The following is a 17102-nucleotide window of genomic DNA, read 5'->3' on the forward strand; positions in this document are numbered from 1 at the left end:
GGTCGTGGGGCACCGCGATCCGCAGGCCGACCTCGGTCAACACCGTCTTGCCCCGCACCCCGTTGCGGGAGTTCCCACCGTTGTTCCCGGCCGGGTCGCCCTTGCCGTAGCAGGTGGTCGGTGATCTCACCGGTGAGAGCAGCTCCAGGACCCGCTTGGTCAGCTGCTACAGCAGCCCGCCCTTCGTCAGTGAGCTGCAGACCCGCCACCAGGGCAAGCCATCTCAGATGCCACCTATCGGTGCAGCAGGCCCGAGCGCGGATTGCCACCACTCGGCCGAAGACAAGGCGCGCCTGCGCGGCGTCTGCGTCGGCCTTCTCCTCTCGGCGAGTCCGAACCTCGTGTAGGTAGAGCAGAGCAGTGAACCACAGCGCCGGAACGGACACCACTAGCCTCGGTCTTTCATCTGGGCGGCATTTCATAGCTGTTGGTCGATGACCTTGGTTCGGGGCTGGTCGGCCGGTTCGGTGGCATGGTGATGGCCCGGCGCTGGGCCGGGTTCCTCCGTGCTGCGGGTCGGGGCGTGAGGCTTCCGGGTCAGCCGGCGGGTCGTGGCAGTGCGGCGAGGTGGTTGAATGCGCTGGTCAGAGCGTCGGTCCACGGCCAGTCGGCGGTGATGGCGAGGCGGGTCCGGCGGGCGGTGCGGGTGAGGCGGGCCGCGACGTGCAGGAGCCGGTAGCGCAGTTTCTTGGGTTCTGCGCGGGCGAGGTCACCGTGCAGGAGCAGGGTTTGGGTCCAGGCGATCAGGTCGATGCCGGTCAGCGCGAGGTGCAGCCAGGCCTGGTTGATCGCGAAGACCCGGGACGGGAATCGGCCGAAGCCGGTGTCCTTGCCGCAGCGGATGCGGTCCTCGACGCGGGCGTGAGCGCGGTGCCGGGCCTCGAGGTGCTGGATGCTGCCGTTGCCGGGTGGGGTGTCGGTGGCGATGACCTGGTGTCGCCATCCCTCGGCGGTGTCGAACAAGGTCAGTTGGGCACCGGGGTGCGGGCGTTCGCGACGGACCAGGAATCGGGTGTCCTCGGGCCAGCCGGCGGCGTCGAACAGGCCGGTGATCTCGCAGACCTCGGCCTGTTGGCGCAGGTCACCGTCGGTGTCGACGGCGGGGACCCAGCCGGTGGCGGCCTGGATCGAGGCCCGGACCGACTCGGTGATCGCGGCGCCGACGGAGAACCGGATGTCCAGGTGCTGCTCGCGTAGGGACCGGATGTGGGCGAGGAAGCCGTGACTGGAGCCGGCCGAATCGCTACGGAGCAGGATCGGGGTGCCGTGCCGAACGGCGTCGGGGATCTGTGCGAGGGCCTGGTCCAGGACGGTGATGTGGTCGACGGTGGTGTTCGACCCGGCTCGGCCTTCCCGCAGCAGGCCGGCGAGGGCTTCGCCGGTGTTGTCCAGGAAGCACAGCAGCGGGTGGTAGCCGAAGGTCTTCTTCCAGGTGCGGGTCGCTGCTTCCTTCTCGGAATGGCAGATCACGATCGTCGCGTCGATGTCCAGGATCAGACCTTCGACCTGCTGGCCGGCCACCATCGGCTGCGGCAGGTCACCGCGGACCTCGGCATGTTGGGCCCAGGCGACCTCGCGGGCTCGGGCCCGGGCGGCACGCAGCCCGGCCAGCATCGGCTCGTCCAACTGCGACAACAACCGCCACGCAGTCGGGTCAGAGGCGACCGGCCCGAACAAGCCGGGCTGGTCCCGCAGCACCGCCAGATCAGCGATGGCCTCGCAGCCGTCGGCGAGCATCACCGCTAGATCCACGGCGATCCGGCCAGGGGCGTGTCCGCCCTGCCTCTTCCGCAGCCCCGCCAATGCCTCACTGAACACGCCGGTCAGCCCGGTGGCGTCGGCCAGATCAGCGAGCAGACGGGCACCGACGTGCCCCACCACGCCTCGCCCGCCCCCGGTCACCATGATCTTCGGACGTGTTGCGGTAGCCTTCACCCAGCAAGTGCCTTCCGTGACAGGAACATGGGACTCTCGACAAGCCCTATTTTCCCAGATCAGAAGGCACTTCTTCGTTCTCAGCCCAGTCCGTGGACAGCCCTAACCGAAGGGCCGAGGCTAGGACCGCCACGCTTCCGAGGCCCTGCATCCAATCGGTGACCTTCGGCACTTCCTCAGCCAGCACCCCAACAGATTACTGTCGTCCGGTCATCGCCGCGACTCGCTGAGTCTATTCGAATCGATCCGCCGGGTGCGCCTCGCTTCTCTCCTTCAGCCGCCTACCCGTTGTGCTGCCCTGACCCGAGGCCCTCGTCCATGCCGAGCGGCTCCTCCACGCGTCGGCGTAGGTGCAGTTCGAGGTGCCGCTTGTGGCTGCTCTTGCCCTCGCGCCTTGTGGACCGTCCGAACGTCCCAACAGCGGTCACCAGTGCCCTCGTTTACCCCCCGAAAACCCACATCGGCCGGTGGCAAGCAGTGGCAGGAAGCGATCATTGCGTGGGCATGTCTGGGCAGCTCAGTGCTAATTCTCGACAGGCGGCGACAATGTTGGGATCGCTACTTTCGGTAACCGTTCAGTCGCGCGTGTGGTTGACGATGTATGCCGCGACCTGGGGCGGGCTGTCCGGGCGATCCTTGAGCTTCGACGCCCGCCCTCCGGGCTGACGGTGGTCGTGCACCAGAAAGGCCTCGGCGATGGCGAGCCGTACGCCTAACGTCGTGGTGTTCTCGCCGTACAGTCGCTCCATCCAGTCCAGCGCCTGCGCGTCGCGACCCTGGATTCCGACGAGCATCGAGGCGACGCTGCGGACGGTTCTGTTCGCAGCGTCCGCGGGGTCGAATCCGGCTAACAGGGTGCCGATGTGCTCACGTACTTCGTCCGCTGGCAGGCGCCTCGCCATCAGGGTGCCGCACAGCTTTGCGATGTTGTTGACCACCGCGGGCACGTTTTCGGCGCCAGCCGCTGCCAGCTCCACCTTAACCCGGTCGGCGAGCTGCGCGTACAAGTGGCGAACCAGTTCGGGTGCGACTGGACTTAGCTGGTCAGCTCGGATCAAGCAGTCGAGCAATGCCCGGACGAACTGCGGGGGGTCGCGGCGTATGACAGTTTCGTCGATGCGGCCGGCCACAGCGGGTACGACTTGCGGAGCAATCGCCGCGTACGTCGTGTTGTCGACCAAGCCTCGGTCTCCAATCAGGTTCAACACGCGCATGGCAGCGTCGATGTGCGGGGTAGCGATCAGGCCGGTGAGCCATCCGGCCAACTCACCGTCGACCGGGTGGCCCAGGGTTTTGACTGTGTCGGAGACCGTCTTGACGGCGGTCCCGGCGACACGTGAGCTGGCATGGTTCACCACGTGCGTGTTGATCCAGCCGCGGGCCTGTGGATCGGAGAGAACGAGACGACCTTCCAGGCGCGCCCGGTTCTGCAGGGTGTCAGGGTCAGCGGCTGCGAGCAGCAGCCGCAGGTCATCACGGAGCTCATCGATGACCTGCGGTGCGGACCGGAAGAGCCAGGCGTCGATTGCGCTGTCGAGCACTGGCTGCGATTCGCCAGCGGCGACGAGCTCATCGAAGATCTGACGATGGATGTTGACCGAGCGGCCTGCCAATACGATTTCGGCCGGCCAGACCTGCCGCGGATCGATAAGCCGTCGAGCGGACACCCATCGCATCAGCTCCAGCGCGGTCGACTGCGGAAGCGCCCGCACTAGAGCGTCCGCCACGCTGGTGACGGCGCCCAGCGAACGCGGTCGCGTGGGGGCGGGGCGGGATAGCAGGATCCTGGTTAACCAGGCGGGACTCCGGTCGGCGATCTGCTCGAAAGTGTTGATATGCGCAATCTCGCCGGTAAGCCGATCATCCAGTAGGTCCTGCACGATCTCCAAGCGTACCTCTTCGTTGGTGTCGGCCAGCTCGACCATGAATTTCACCTTGGCGTTATGCCAGCCGACGGCAGGGAGGTCTGCGGCCATCAGGTCCCGCCAGTCGTCCCAGGCTCGTTCCGTACGGACACTATCGGCGCTCCAGAAGAGACGTAGCAGCGAGGCGCTCTCCTCGTCGGATAGCGGCGGGCACTTAGACAGCAGAGCTTTTCCGGCGAACGCGGAGATCTGCTCCTCCGTCAGCTGCGATGCGACCCCGAGGTACACACGGGCGACGGCTTGCCGGCCGAGCGCGCCGAGCTCAACGTAGGAACTCGACAGCACAGCTAGCGTCGCAGGCGTGACGGACTGGCCGAGCTGAGTCCGCACTAGCTTCGCGACATGCTGGTCCAGCTCGGAGTTCTTGATCAGGGTCCGGACCTCGCTCAGCGCCCGGAGCGCCGAGGCCAGCGCCTGTGCGGTGTTGCCGTGATTGCGTGACAGCCAGGTGGCCAGCGCCACAGTTACTGGACCGACCAGAACGACTGGGCTCTGCCGCAGCGCGGCGATCATCGTCTCGGGAACCGTGTCGGCGTGTCGAGGGGCGCTGCCCAGCTCGGGCAGCACGGCCTTCCACAGGTGGGCGTTCCCAGCGATCTTCTCGACGACGTGCTTTAACGCCTCAGACGTGGACTGTCGCAGGGCAGCGACTGCGTGCCACTTCGCGCCCTCAGGACCGCGCAGGTCCAGCCGCTCGGCTAGATCAACGTAGTCGGAATATCGGTCCGCCTGCAGTAGCACCGAGCCAGCGACCGGCCAAAGATTGGTGTGACCGGCTCGCAGGTGCTCGGCAAGCTGGGACACCGGCGGACCGTCAGTGCCGAAGGTCAGCATCCAGCGGGCGACCGTGTACTCCGCGAAGGTCTGGTGGAAGAACTCCCATCCCGAGGCTAGCTCGGTAAGCACTCCCTCACTTGCGAGTAGACCCAGCCCTCGGACCGAGCTGGCCTCGAGTCTCGCGGTGGGCACCCGCAGACGCAACTGGCCGGTCTCGGTGACCGCCTCGGCGGCCACAGCCAGCGCGGCGTGCTCTTTCGCGTCACCCAACGGCGACCGCTGTCCGGCGTGCCGGGCGACCCGCGCCTGCCAGTACTGGTTGTACAAAGTGGTCACGGTGAGGTCCTCGGGCAGATCGCCCTCCTCCGCGAACACTTCGCAGACCAGAGCTAGGCGCACCGGGACGCTGCACACCTCCCAGATCGAACCCCGCCGCGAGACACCGGCCGCTAGCTTGCCCAGGAACGCGGAGTCCTCAGGGCGGCTCACCCGCCCACTCGCGCCGAGGTAACCGTTCGCCCATTGAAGAATCTCGTCCGGGTCGAGGGCTGGGACCATCGCAGTGACGATTCGGGCTGCCAGGCGCGGTGCGCTCTGGTCTGGCTGCCCCAGGTAGGCGCCGAACTCCTGCTTCCGGCAGGTGATCAGCACGTCGCCGATGTCCAGGGCGTCGGCGACGACGTCTGCCAACGCGGGCAGCGTCTCCGAGCCCAGCAGCAGATCCAGCGTGTCCACCAGAAGGGTTACCCGGCCGTGCTCGGCCTTCAAATTTGACAGGGTCGCCAGTAGCCCAGCGAACTTTCGTCCGAGCGCGCCAACGGCTCGGCCGATCGCCTGGTCCACGTCGTCACGGCCGGGCTTGCCATCGGGCAGAATCACCCCCGCGCAGGACACCAGGACGACGGCCCCGTCAAAGAACGGGTCGGGTCGATCGTCGAACGCAGTCAGCAGCTGACCAAGCAGGACGCTCTTTCCAACACCGCCATCCCCGATGACGACGATCGCCTGACGTGCCCCAGCATTCGCCTCACGCTGCGCCTTCTTCTTGAAGGCCGCGTCCAACAGCCTCAGCCGGGGCACCGGCGGGAGGGTGTGAGGACGCATTGCCTGACGGGCATCCGCGACCACACGGGCAAGCATGTCCGTCACTCTGCCGGCCCCCTCGTCAAGATCGCCCGTAGCTCGGCCGATCGGGCTGTCAGCTCGGCCCGGATCCGGTCGACGCCGGCGCTGCTAGGTGGCGCGCCAGCCGATACCAGCTCGTCCAGCGCGGGTGACGTGACGCCGGAGATGACCATCGATCGACGGACGAACGCACGAGCACGCTCGACGGCCGCCGGATCACGCGATAGGTCCACTCGGAGAGCTTCGATCAACCCGAACACATCGTCATGCAGCGCGGCGATGGCGTTGAGCTCCACACGTGCGTTGTCGAGCTGGCGCTGTTCCCGAGTCTCCCTCAACGCAACAACGCTGGCCTGGGCCGACTTTCGCGAGTTGACCGCGCTCACCGCTGCGATTGTCGCGGAGACCGCAGCGATCACCGCGGATGTCGATCCTGCGATCGCGCTCAGCGTGCTTGCCTCCACGGCTCCTCCACCCAGCTTTCGTCGAGCACTCCATCATGACGTACGGACGACGTGGCAGAGCAGCGGCCGGACACACGTTGTATTTCGTCCGTGTCGTCTTCAGCGCGGTTTGGCTACTGATATCGACGCCGCCTGGTGGGATGACATCCCGCCAGCCACCGACCCAGGTAGAGCCGAGCAGGTCAGGGCCAGGGTGACCCGATGCGATCCACGGCACGCACTAATTGGCCCAAGTCGGGTCAGGGCCCGACATGGATCGTCGCCGCCCAGGCCAGGGGTCGGTCGGGATGGCGGTCGCGCATCGCTCGGAGCGCGAGGTGCAGCGCACGGGCGGGGCTGTTAGGTCCACTGGTTAGGGCCGTGTAGAAGGCGTCGGCGATCTGCGGTGCGGTGTTGTCCAGGATCGGCCAGAGGCTGCCCAGCACGTTGCGGTAGCCGGCGATGAGGAAGGCTGCGGCGAGGTTTACCGATTCATCGGGCAGCGCTTCGCCGACCGCGGTCTTGCAGGCCGAGAGGAAGACGAACTGACCGGACACGTGCAGATCGACGAGGTCCCGGATGGTGAGCATGCGATCGCTTAGCAGCAGACCGCTTGTGGATGGCTCAGCGGTGTCGACCTGTCCGTGGCAGGCGAAGTGCAGCCAGTCGCTGACGGGCAGCGCCTTTAGGACGGCATCTGCGGTCGCCTGCGAGTCCGTCAGTACCGTGCTGTTGTCAGGAAAACGCTGTGCCAAGTTCCGAGCCTCGCTGGTGGCCTCGGGTAGCCGTGGAGCGCCCACCACCTCGGTGAGGCCGACTGCCAGCACCCGAGAATCGGCGAGTGGCCGAGGGCTTCGGCGGCGTGCGTCAATGAGCGCGCGGACCGTCGGGGTGTATGAGGACACCACCCGGTCGAGTACGGTCTGCTGCCGGTCGTGGTAGCCGGCCATGTGTAACGGCAGGAACGCCAACGGGCCGGACGGGCACCACCACAGACGCGGCCACTCCTGGTCGGCGCGGGGGCGGGTGTGAAGCCCGAGGCCTTCCAACACCGGCCCGGCGATCGTGTCCCAGAGCCAGCTGAGATGGTCTCCGGCCTCCCAGTCGGCATGCCGACTGACGGCGTGGTTGAGGGCGTAATGGCGCATGCGCACGTTGTCTGGATCGATTCCCGGTAGAGGGATGATCTTGATGTCGTTGGCGGTAAGGGCGATCGCGTCCGATCGGTACGCGCTAACGTTCACTAGGACGATCGGGCCCTCTGCGGCCGCTGCCGTCAGCTCGCGGGCCGATACGGGGCGCAGGAAATTCTCGAAGCCCGGAAGCATACGAATCTGGGCGACGAGCTCGGTCCACTCCTGGTAACGCGCGCTCAAGCGGGCTTCGGCATTCGGTTGGCGTAGTTCCGCGAGCCGTTGGGCCAGGGCCGGAGCGGCGGCGGCGAGAGCTGCCTCCACCTCGCTCCGCTGGTCGAGGGCATGCCGGATCAAGACGCCATGGCCGTACTCCCACAGCTCGGCAGCACGCTGAGGATCGCCGGCCTGGAGCGCGCTTGCAGTCGCGTCCGAGGCCAAGCCCGCAAATCGGGCCAGATGGAATTCGCTGTCGCTGCGGTGGCCGTGGCGGACGATCAGGTCAATCGCGCTGATTGCAGTTTCGAAGGAGTTGGACGCTAGATGCCAGTCGCGCCGGATTGCGGCTGCCCGGCCAAGGTGAGTGGCGGCCAGTGCGCGCAGCGTGGGAATGACCGCGGCGTGTCGCACGGCCTCCTGCAGCACCTCGACGGCTTCGATTAGCCGCAGGTCGTCTGCCCGGCTTTTGGCAGCGGCGAGCAGCGAGCCGCCGAGGTTGAGCATCACTCCGGCGCGGTCCGGATGCTCGTCCGGCAGGAGGACCACGGCCGCCCGGCCGGAGCGGATCGCCTCGTCCAGATCCTCGGGGGCCCCCTGGGATTCGTAGCGCTCCCGCAGAGCCACACCCAGGTTGGTGAGATAGCGGTACGAGTCAGGATCACCGGGTGGCGAGGACTCGATCGCTTGGCGCGTAACGGCGACTGCCTCACTGAGATCGGTAGGTTCTCCTCTGTGCTCGAACCGGAGGCGTAACGCGAGGCCGAGATTGGAGAGGTAGCGACTGCGCTCGGGGTCCGTCGCCGGTGTCAGTGCGACCGCCCGGCGGTGGACCGCGATGGACTCGTCCAGGTCGGCGGCCCGACCGGTGCGCTCGAAACGCGCCCGCAGCGCCAGACCGAGGTTGGAGAGCCGGCCCGTTAGGTTGACGCTCGTCCCGCCGCGTGACACCTTCCGGCCGTGGGCGATGACGATGTCCAGATCGGCAAGTCGGCCATGGATCTGGTACCGGACGAGGAGCAGGCCGGTGAGCACATCGACCGCGGCGGAACGCAACACGTCGCTCGTCTCCGGGTTCGACACGACCACGGATACCAGGGCGATGGACTCGTCCACGGCTTCCGGCTGCCCAGAGCCTATATACCGCGCGAAGCGAGTGACGACGTCACCCAACAGAGTCACCGAGGGCTCGGCCATACCCGCGGGCTCCAGTACCCGCAGTACCGCAGCTATCTGCTCCAGCCGCTGCGGATCGTCGGCCAACGATGGCTCCCGGTCCACCCGCAGTTCGTCCTCGATGGGATCATCTAGGGTTGGGCCCTCGCCGTCCGGATGTTCATCGGAGCCCATGAAGCCGAGGACCTCTGGCGGCACCAGGTCGGGTCGGGACGACGCCAGCTTGGTGAAGACCGCGAGCGCGGCCCGCAGGTCGTCGCGGTCGTCCGGCTCGGGCAGCAGCAGAGATCGCTGCCAGTGCACTGTGCCGAGGGCAGCCGCTGCTCCGGGGTCTTCAAGGAAACGGTCTTGCAGTGCGGCGCTGAGGGCGAGAAGGTCAGCGAGCGCGGCTGGATGCAGCAGGACGTCCGGGTCACGGTCCGTCGCATACCGCTCCAACCGCGCTCGCAGCGCGTTGAGCTCGTCGTTAGCCGGCAACCGGGTTCACCCGGAAGTTGTTGCCACGGTCGATGGGCTGCCGCCGGTCCAGCTCGGCCAGCACCTCATCACCAAGGGCGTCGATGTCATCAATGCCGGCCGGGTTGACCTTCTCGTGGAGCAGCGCGTCGAGCTTCAGCTCGGTGAGCCGTCGCTTCGCGGCGAGGATCCGCTCGACAACCGGGTCGTAGCACTCCGCCATCACGAATCCTCCTGTCCCGGCTCGAGGTACGGTCGAATTAGGTCGAGCGACTTCCTGATCTCGTAGTTGATCGTGCGTTTCGACAGGTTCATCCTCTCGGCAATCGACTGCAGCGGTTGGTCCTCCAGGTACCGATAGATGATGATCCGCCGCTGGCGGTCCGTGAGCACCCGGGTCAGCAGGTCGTTTAGGGCAGTGTCGAAGCCCGGCCACGGGTTTCCGGAGACACCAGCCGCCATCGTGCGGATCAGGTTCTCCTCTGCCTGCCGTCGCCTGAAGTACTTCGTCGCCGTGTTCCTAGCCACGGCATGCAGCCACGCCTCGTGGTTGGCCACCTCGGACAGCCGGTCACGCCGGCGGTAGGCGATGAGGAACGTCTGCTGCGTGATGTCCTCCGCCAGATCCCGGTCGTACCGGCAGCACCGGATCATCGCGCGGAGTAGACCCGGCCAGTGCCGCATGTAGAAGGAGTCGAAGTCGGCAGCGTCCGGTGCGGTACCCGGAGGCACCTGCCCAATCGTCGCGCCCTCAGCGTTCCACGTCGCCCGCAACGGCGCGGAAGCCGGTGGACTGAGGGTGATCTGCTCGACGACCCCCAAGTCGCGCAGCACGCCGCGCGTCTCAGCATCGGCGCCTGCCGGTGGCCCGATCTTGTCCGAGTCGTCGTGTTCCCTGTCGGTCACCGCGTCACCTCACGGATCGGGTCGGGGTCGGATCCGCAAGCCGCTGACCCCGTCTTGGCGGATGCCTGCCATAGTTGCAGGTCCTCGTCTGTACTCGGTCCTCTCAACTGTTCGAGGGCTGGAGGGGGGAGAATGCGCAACGGGTGCCCGACCTAGTTTGGCCGGGCATCCAGTCGCGGTTACCCGGTGGTCCGGCCCGGCAAGCCGGGCCTTGTTTCACGCGTTGCGGCTCCGGCTCGCCAGATAGAGACCACAGACGGCGACTTCGAGCGTCAGGCACGTGCCGAGGGTCGCGCCGGCCGCCGTGAAGACCTGCATCGCGTCGCCGCGCAGCACCACCGCGATCAAGGCTGCGAGTCCGGCGAGTAGCGCGGCTACGGCTATGCCACAGAGCACCGCGATGAGCCACCACACCAGCACCCGGACCTGCTCCGGCTGTTCCTCCCGTCGATGCGCAGTGGAGGTGTCCGTCATCGTGTCCCCTTCCCGAACCCGCGTGACCCGCGCTGTCATCCAGAGAGAGGTCGCAGGGAAGGGGGAAAGCGAAATCAGCGGGCAGACAGGGCAACGTGACGGCCACGGTGTCAGCGGATGCCTGCTTCGGTGAAGCTTGCGGGCGCGGGGGTGGTGGGGGCGCCGATGTCCCGGCGTCCCCCCGTTTACCCCAAAAACCCTGCTAAGGGTTGACTATCAGTGACGAGAGTCGACAGGCACATGGTTGCTTCTATGCAGCTCAGTGACGGGTTCTGATGGTTAACGACAAGCCCATGACCGTGACTTTCGGTAAGCGTAGGTTGACGGCTCGATTCCGTCAGGCGGCTCAGGGGGAGGCCCTGGCCAGCAGGTTGGCTGGTCAGGGCCTCATTTCATCGATGCGGTTTTGAATCGCCCCGACAACCTCTCGCATGGGAGCAGGGCGGGGCGGGGTCGCTGGGCTCGATGTGGAGTTCGCACTGGGCGCGGTGATCTCGACGGTCATCTCGTCCGGGGTCGGCTTGATCCCGCCGCACGCACGGGGGATCCGGTGCCGGCATGGCCGCAGCACTGCCTGTGTCGTTGCCGGCAACCCTGGCTGGCTGGCGAGCGTCCTCCGTCGATCAGCGCGGGTGCCAGGCAGGCCGCTCCCGTGATTCGGTTCTTGGCGCGCTCCGCGCTGTTGGTCGGCGCTGTGGCGGCGGCGCGGCGGCTTGCTCGGTCGCTGTAGGTATCTACAGTGCGGTTGTCGCCGATGTTCGTCTCATCCCCAGTGCTCCTCCTGGTACTTGATGAGGTCGTCGCCGTGGAGTTGCTTGGTCGCGTTGCCGACACGGACCCAGAAATCCGATGCGCCGGGGCCGCCCTTTGCCGTTTTGGCGAAGATTGGCCGTCCGGCTGCCGCGACGCTGACATGGCAGATCGTCTTGCCCGCGACGTCCGGGAACCGGATGCGGACGGTCTGCGCGGTCGAAGCTGACAGGTTGTCGTCGAGTAGCTGCCGGAGGAACAACTCGTAACCGTCGGTGTTCTGCTTCGTGCCGAGGGTGGTGAAGTCGTCCTCGATGCCTAGGACCTGGCCGTCGTCCTCGACGCCGATGAGTAGTATCCCGCCCTCCGCGTTGAGGAAGCCGCACACGGTCTTGACAAGGATCTGCCCAAGTTTCGGATCGTACTGGCTGGTGTGGGGGTTCCATCGGCCGCTGGACTTGAACTCCGTGGTCTGCGATTCACCCGCGGTGATTAGGTCCTCGGCGGTCGCCGGCACGTATCTCTTGCGCTCGCCGGCGAGGGTGTTGAAGGCGTCCCGGACCACCTGGGCGATGAGCTGGCGGCGTCGCTCGAGGAAGGTGGGGTAGTCCAGTTGCTCCCACCCGACTGGGAGTGCGTGCCAGCGGGACTGTCGGGTCAGGGTATCCGGATCGATCACCTCCGCGATGCGGGGTAGGTAGTCGCGCGGGGCGTCAGAGTTGTTGCGTTCAGCTGGCGGCCATTCGACGTAGGCCATGTTCGCGATCGCGTTGATCTGCCGCGTCCCCGAGATGCCCAGTGACTCAAGGTGCTTGCGGTGGAACAGGCGGTCGCGCTCGATGGAGCGGGGCGCCGCGCCTGAGGGATCTAGTAGATCTTTGACGCGTAGGTCACTGAAGAGCACTTCGGCGTCGAGGATGTTCAGCGCGGCGAGATAGGCGAAGAGAACCGGAGAGCGGGACGACGAGGTGTCCAGCCGGTTCGGAAGTGAAATGTCCCAGTAGTCCCCGGTAAAGTTCGCGGCGACGATGCGGTCCAGTTCTGCGACAAAGGCGGCGCCTTCGCTGGTTGAGAGGCCAGCGATTCGTCCCAGGTCGGATTCGAGCTGCGACTCCGGTGAGCTGGTGTAGCGGCCGGTGGTGTGCGCCATGAAGAACCACCGTGCGATGACCGGACGCAGGGCCGACACATCGAGGCCAAAGTCATGTCGGCCGATCAGCCAGAGCGTGTAGCTGAACAGAAGGGCGTTGTCCGACGTGATCATCTTGCGGCTGCGGAAGCCAGCATTAGCCATGCACTTGAGGAACTCGTGCCAGCTGGCCAGGTCGAGCGCCTTCTCCTGCGCTGCGGCCAGACGCTCGAACTGCTGCTGACGGCGTTCAGGGCTGACGCGGCCGGTCTCAAGATCTTTGCCCCGCAGGATGTTGTAGACGTGCTGTAGCCGGGCGCGGCGGAACGCGACCGCGACCGCAACCCGCAACAGCTGGTCTGGACTGGGGTCGAGGAACGGGTTGCGCGGGCTGGGGCCGCTCACGGTGGGATCGACGGCAGCCCGGCTGAAGTCCTCAAGCTGGCGGCGGCCCTTCTCCCAGTGCACTGACATCAAAGTAAGGATGAAGTCGGACTGGTTGAGCTTGACGCCCTCGGAGTTGATCCTGACAAAGATCTCAGCGACCTGCTCCTCGTCGGCCGACGCGCCCAGCTCGACAACCTGGAACCGGAACTCGCGCAGGTCACGCACGCGGTCGATGCGTTCCTCAAGATCGTCCTTGAACGCGTCTGACAGATCCTGGTCCGTCGCTTGGTCCAGCCGGTCGAAGAACTGACGCACGGTGGTCTTGTAACCGCTCGACCAGAGCGTCGTGATGTCCGGGATGAAGTGAGCGTCGCGCTCGATGGCCGCATCGGTCACCTCGAAGGTTTGATCTTCAGGGCGGAAGGCGATGCGGATGCGGCGCTGCTCGAACGACTTGGTGAGCACAGGGCGGCCGGTCAGCACGGCAAAGAGCGAGGTCAGCCGCTGCTGACCGTCAACGATGAGTAGCTGGGGCGCCCGATCGGCGGACTCCAGGCCGATCTGGCGGGTGCCGACCTCCGCACCGGTCTCCCAAAACATGAGCGTGCCAATGGGGTAGCCGCGGTACATCGAGTCAAACAGATCCCGCGTCTTGGCGGCCGACCAGACGAAGGGGCGCTGAATGTCGGGCAGGCCGATTCGTCCGACTTTGATGTCTTCGATCAGGTGGTTCAACGAGTAACCGGTGTCGCGGTACAGGGTGGGCGGCACAGCCGGTGCTCCTCGGGAAGACGGGCGGCGTGGACGAGCGGCGCTAGGCGTAGGTCACTACTTCTACCACGCTGTGCCGCTCTCGAAGCACCTCGAACTGTCAACACCGCAGGAGTCCTCGTAGGCGTGCTTACCATGCTCGTGAACGTGCCGATGGTGCCCGACCCTGAGCGGGGTCGGTGGATCATGGAAACGCGCTGTCGGCACCCCTCGTTTACCCCCCGAAAACCCACATCGGCGGGTGACAAGCAGTGACAGGAGGCGATCATTGCGCGGGCATGTCTGGGCAGCTCAGCGCCAATTTTCGACAGGCGGCGACAGTGTTGGGATCGCTACTATCGGTAACCGCGGGTTCGGGGTTCGAGTCCCTGGCGGCGCACCACCAAAAAGGCTCTGACCTGGGGTTTAATCCTGGGTCGGAGCTTTTTGGCGTTTCTGTTCATGGCACGGTGTCTCGGTGGGTGCTCGGGAGCCGTTGGACCGTTCCGTGCCCGCGTGGACCGGGGCCTACGTCGGTGCACCTGGCGTTCCGGCCGGGCGGGCGTTTTCGATTGCTGGCTTCGCACCAGGTGGGGCGGTCACCGGGGATGCTCGGCCAGCCGGTCGCGGAGCCGGGGGTGCCGGAACTGGTACGTGGCACCGACCCGCCGCAGCACGCCCCGGTCGACCGCGTCGTCGAGGAAGGCCATGGTCCGCCACGGCAGGTGCCCCCGGGTCGCGAGGACGGCCCGGGCGACCGTGTATCTGGCCCAGGCGCCAGCGCCGATCCAACCGATGATGAACGCGGTCGCGGCCAGCATCGGGCGGACGGTGCCGAGCAGGATCGCCGGCGTCGCGCCGAGCAGGATCGCCGGCGGCACGACCATCAGCCCCGCCGCCCGGTCGCCGCGCAACGTCGAGGTCGGACTGACGGCGCGGGACGGGTCGGCAGGTACCACGAGTTCCCGGGTCAGGTCGCGTTCTCTGCGCCGCCGGGTCTGCCGGACGAGTAGGGCGGCTGCCGTCAGCAGCAGGAGCACGCCCGCCGTGATGACCAGCGGACCGGCCCCCGGCACGGTCAGCAGGACCAGCCCCGCCAGCAGCGGCACGGCCAGCTTCGTGGTGGAGACGAGGACGTACCAGAGGGTGGCCCGGAGCCGGCGGAAGCTCATCTTCGTGCGGTACGGGGTCTCGCTGGCGACCCAGCCCAGCCTGGTGCGGGCCCGCCGGCTCGCCCCGATCAGGCCCAGGAGCGTCCCCATCGCCAGGCCGGCGGTCAGGCTGTGTCCGAGCCCGAAGAACAGTCCGTAGAGCGCGATGAGCAGCGGGGTCCACAGGGTTCGTTGGTGCTGGATCGCCCGGTCGAGTCGCCACCAGGCGATCTCGTGGGTGCCGTTCTGGCGCAGATGCCGGGCCAGGAAGACCAGCGCCCGTTCCACCTCCTGACGGTGCCACCGTTCGTCGGAGTCCCGGCGGCTGGTCGGGGTCGGCTCGGCCGGATAGACCGCCGGCAGCAGACCGTCGATGAGATGGTCGGCGATGGTGTCCCGGCCCGGAAAACGGGCCCGGTCGCCCAGCTCGTGCGGATCGGCGACGGTGGTGGCCGGGTCGGCGGTGACGGTCGTGGGTGTCGCTGTCGGGTAGCTGGTGCGGGCCAGCCAGGCCATCAGCGGCGTCCGCAGGGCCTGGGCGAGCGGGGCGTCCGGTTCGTTGGCCAACTCGGCGAAGGCCCGGTGCCACCGCCCGGTTCCGCCTGCGGGGGCGAGGTAGTCCCGGACCTCGGTCAGCCTGAGGGGCAGCACCTCCACCACCGCAGCCCCGGACAACCCGCAGCCGGCGATCCGGACCGCGCCCTCGTACGGCTCGATGCGGCTGGTCACCACCAGCGGTTCTCCCGTGCCGAGGCTGTTCAGCTCGCTGAGCGCTGTGCCGAGCAGCCCGTCGCCGATCATGTCCAACCCGTCAAGGACCGGCAGCACCAGCCGACTCTCGATCAGGTGGGTGGCCATCGTCCGACGGGTGCGCGAGCGGCCCGGGGCCGGTGTCCCCAGGTGGGGATGGTCCTGGGTCAGCCGCTGCGCCATCCACTCCCGCAGGTGCTGCTCGCCCGGGTGCCAGGTGTCGGCGGGCAGCAGCACCGGGACCGGCTGGCCGGCCAGGCGTTCCCGGAGCAGACCGCGCACGAGCCGGGTGGCCAGCACGGTCTTGCCCGCCCCGGCCGTACCCAGGATCACCAGCCGGCGGTGCGGTAGCCGCCGGGCGAGAAGACCGGCGAGGTCGTCCAACCCGCCAGCCGGGAGCTGGTCGTCGGTGACCCCGATGGACGACCAGTCGACGTCGGCCATCGCCGAGCCGGCGGCGGCGGTCACCGCCCAGCGGACGGGCAGCGGGCGTCGCAGCACCTGGCTGCGCTCCTCGTCCCGCCGTCGCTCGGTCTCCACCTGTCCCGCCAGGGCCTCCAGGGCCTTCGACACCAGCACGTCGTCGGCGTGCGTGGGCGGGGCGCTCCGGTAGCTGACCTGGTTGACGATGTTGTGGTCACCGAAGGCGGCCGGCCCGTGGGTGGTGATCCCGGAGTAGCTGGCCTGGTGGATGCCGGTGCCCGGCCCGGGTGACGGTGCCACCTGGTCGGTGCGGGGACGGTCCTGCGCCATCACCAGGGCCGGTGCGGGGTCGCGCTGCCGGTGGAACCGTACGTGGTGATCACGTTGCCGTTGCCGAACGCCGTCGGCCCGTGCGCCGTGATGTGCTGGAAGGTCTGACCGCCGGCGGAGGGCTGGACCGGGGTGGTGGCGGGGGAGGGCTGTTCTGCGGCGGCGTTCTCGCCAGGCAGGTGGATCCAGGCGACGGCGCCGAAGCTCTTTTCCGGCAGGCTGGCGGTCACCCGCAGGAAGTGCTCTGGCCGCAGGTCACCGTAGTGCCGGACGACATCCTGGTAGAGCCGGTCCGACACGATCAGTGCGACCTGCGCCTCGGGAAACCGTCGCAGGGTGGCCTTGAGCTGTGGAGAGTCGACCAGTCGGCAGGCCGTGACGACGGCCTCGCCGGGAAAGCCGTTGTCGCCGTCGAGGTGGACCAGGCCCTCGTGGACGCCGATCCGTAGTCGGATGCGGGCCTCGGGGGCCAGTCCATGGTTGTGCTCGCGGAGCAGCCGGTCCACGGTCGGTGCCAGTCGGGTCACGATCGTCCGCTCACTGGTGCCCTGCGGCAGGATCGCGAGCTGCCCGTCGCCGCTCGGCTGGACCAGCCAGCCATCCGGGCGTAGGCCCAGCTCCTCCCGGGCCCGCTGCATGATCCTCGGCAGGGCCTGCTGGACACGCCACTGGAGCACGTTGTCCCGCCCGCTGTACCGCTCCACGTCCACGGTGAGGACGAGATGCCGGCTCGGGTCCGCGATGTCAGACACCCATTCACCCTCCGCTGGCACACCGGTCGGTCGGTTCGTTTCTACCATCCCGAGGCGAAAGCGAATCCCCCAACAACGAGGCTTTCATCGTGCCGGGCCCGGTCACGATGGGCG

10 protein-coding genes are annotated in these 17102 nt (G+C 67.4%); all 10 read right to left on the reverse strand.

The window, feature by feature from the left end:
• Positions 1-537: 537 nt before the first annotated feature.
• The gene (locus J7462_RS26300; protein WP_374197591.1) at positions 538-1995 is read right to left on the reverse strand and encodes an IS1380 family transposase; all 1458 of its coding nucleotides are present in this window, start codon (positions 1993-1995) and stop codon (positions 538-540) included.
• Positions 1996-2510: 515 nt separating this feature from the next.
• Entirely contained in the window at positions 2511-5777 is a 3267-nt protein-coding gene (locus tag J7462_RS26305; RefSeq protein WP_219467895.1) for a hypothetical protein, read from the reverse strand.
• Positions 5778-5782: 5 nt separating this feature from the next.
• Positions 5783-6226, reverse strand: coding sequence for a hypothetical protein (locus J7462_RS26310; protein ID WP_219467898.1), 444 nt, complete (start codon positions 6224-6226; stop codon positions 5783-5785).
• A 239-nt stretch (positions 6227-6465) separates the two neighbouring features.
• The gene (locus J7462_RS26315) at positions 6466-9207 is read right to left on the reverse strand and encodes a CHAT domain-containing protein (RefSeq protein ID WP_219467902.1); all 2742 of its coding nucleotides are present in this window, start codon (positions 9205-9207) and stop codon (positions 6466-6468) included.
• Positions 9197-9409, reverse strand: coding sequence for a hypothetical protein (locus J7462_RS26320; RefSeq protein ID WP_219467905.1), 213 nt, complete (start codon positions 9407-9409; stop codon positions 9197-9199). The genes J7462_RS26315 and J7462_RS26320 overlap by 11 nt, the downstream gene beginning before the upstream one ends.
• Positions 9409-10092 carry an RNA polymerase sigma factor gene (locus tag J7462_RS26325; RefSeq protein ID WP_219467907.1) on the reverse strand — a complete coding sequence of 228 codons (684 nt, stop codon included), beginning with the start codon at positions 10090-10092 and terminating at the stop codon, positions 9409-9411. Before J7462_RS26325 ends, J7462_RS26320 begins: the two co-directional genes overlap by 1 nt.
• Positions 10093-10308: 216 nt before the next feature.
• Entirely contained in the window at positions 10309-10566 is a 258-nt protein-coding gene (locus J7462_RS26330; RefSeq protein ID WP_219467910.1) for a hypothetical protein, read from the reverse strand.
• A 763-nt stretch (positions 10567-11329) separates the two neighbouring features.
• Positions 11330-13603 carry a DUF262 domain-containing protein gene (locus J7462_RS26335; RefSeq protein WP_219467912.1) on the reverse strand — a complete coding sequence of 758 codons (2274 nt, stop codon included), beginning with the start codon at positions 13601-13603 and terminating at the stop codon, positions 11330-11332.
• Positions 13604-14181: 578 nt separating this feature from the next.
• A complete protein-coding gene (locus J7462_RS26340; RefSeq protein WP_219467914.1) occupies positions 14182-16236 on the reverse strand; it encodes an NACHT domain-containing protein in 2055 nt (684 codons plus the stop codon).
• Positions 16236-16979, reverse strand: coding sequence for a hypothetical protein (locus J7462_RS26345; protein WP_219470734.1), 744 nt, complete (start codon positions 16977-16979; stop codon positions 16236-16238). Before J7462_RS26345 ends, J7462_RS26340 begins: the two co-directional genes overlap by 1 nt.
• Positions 16980-17102: the final 123 nt, after the last annotated feature.

It is taken from the genome of Micromonospora sp. RL09-050-HVF-A, assembly GCF_019374995.1.
Taxonomy (GTDB): Bacteria; Actinomycetota; Actinomycetes; order Mycobacteriales; family Micromonosporaceae; genus Micromonospora; species Micromonospora antibiotica.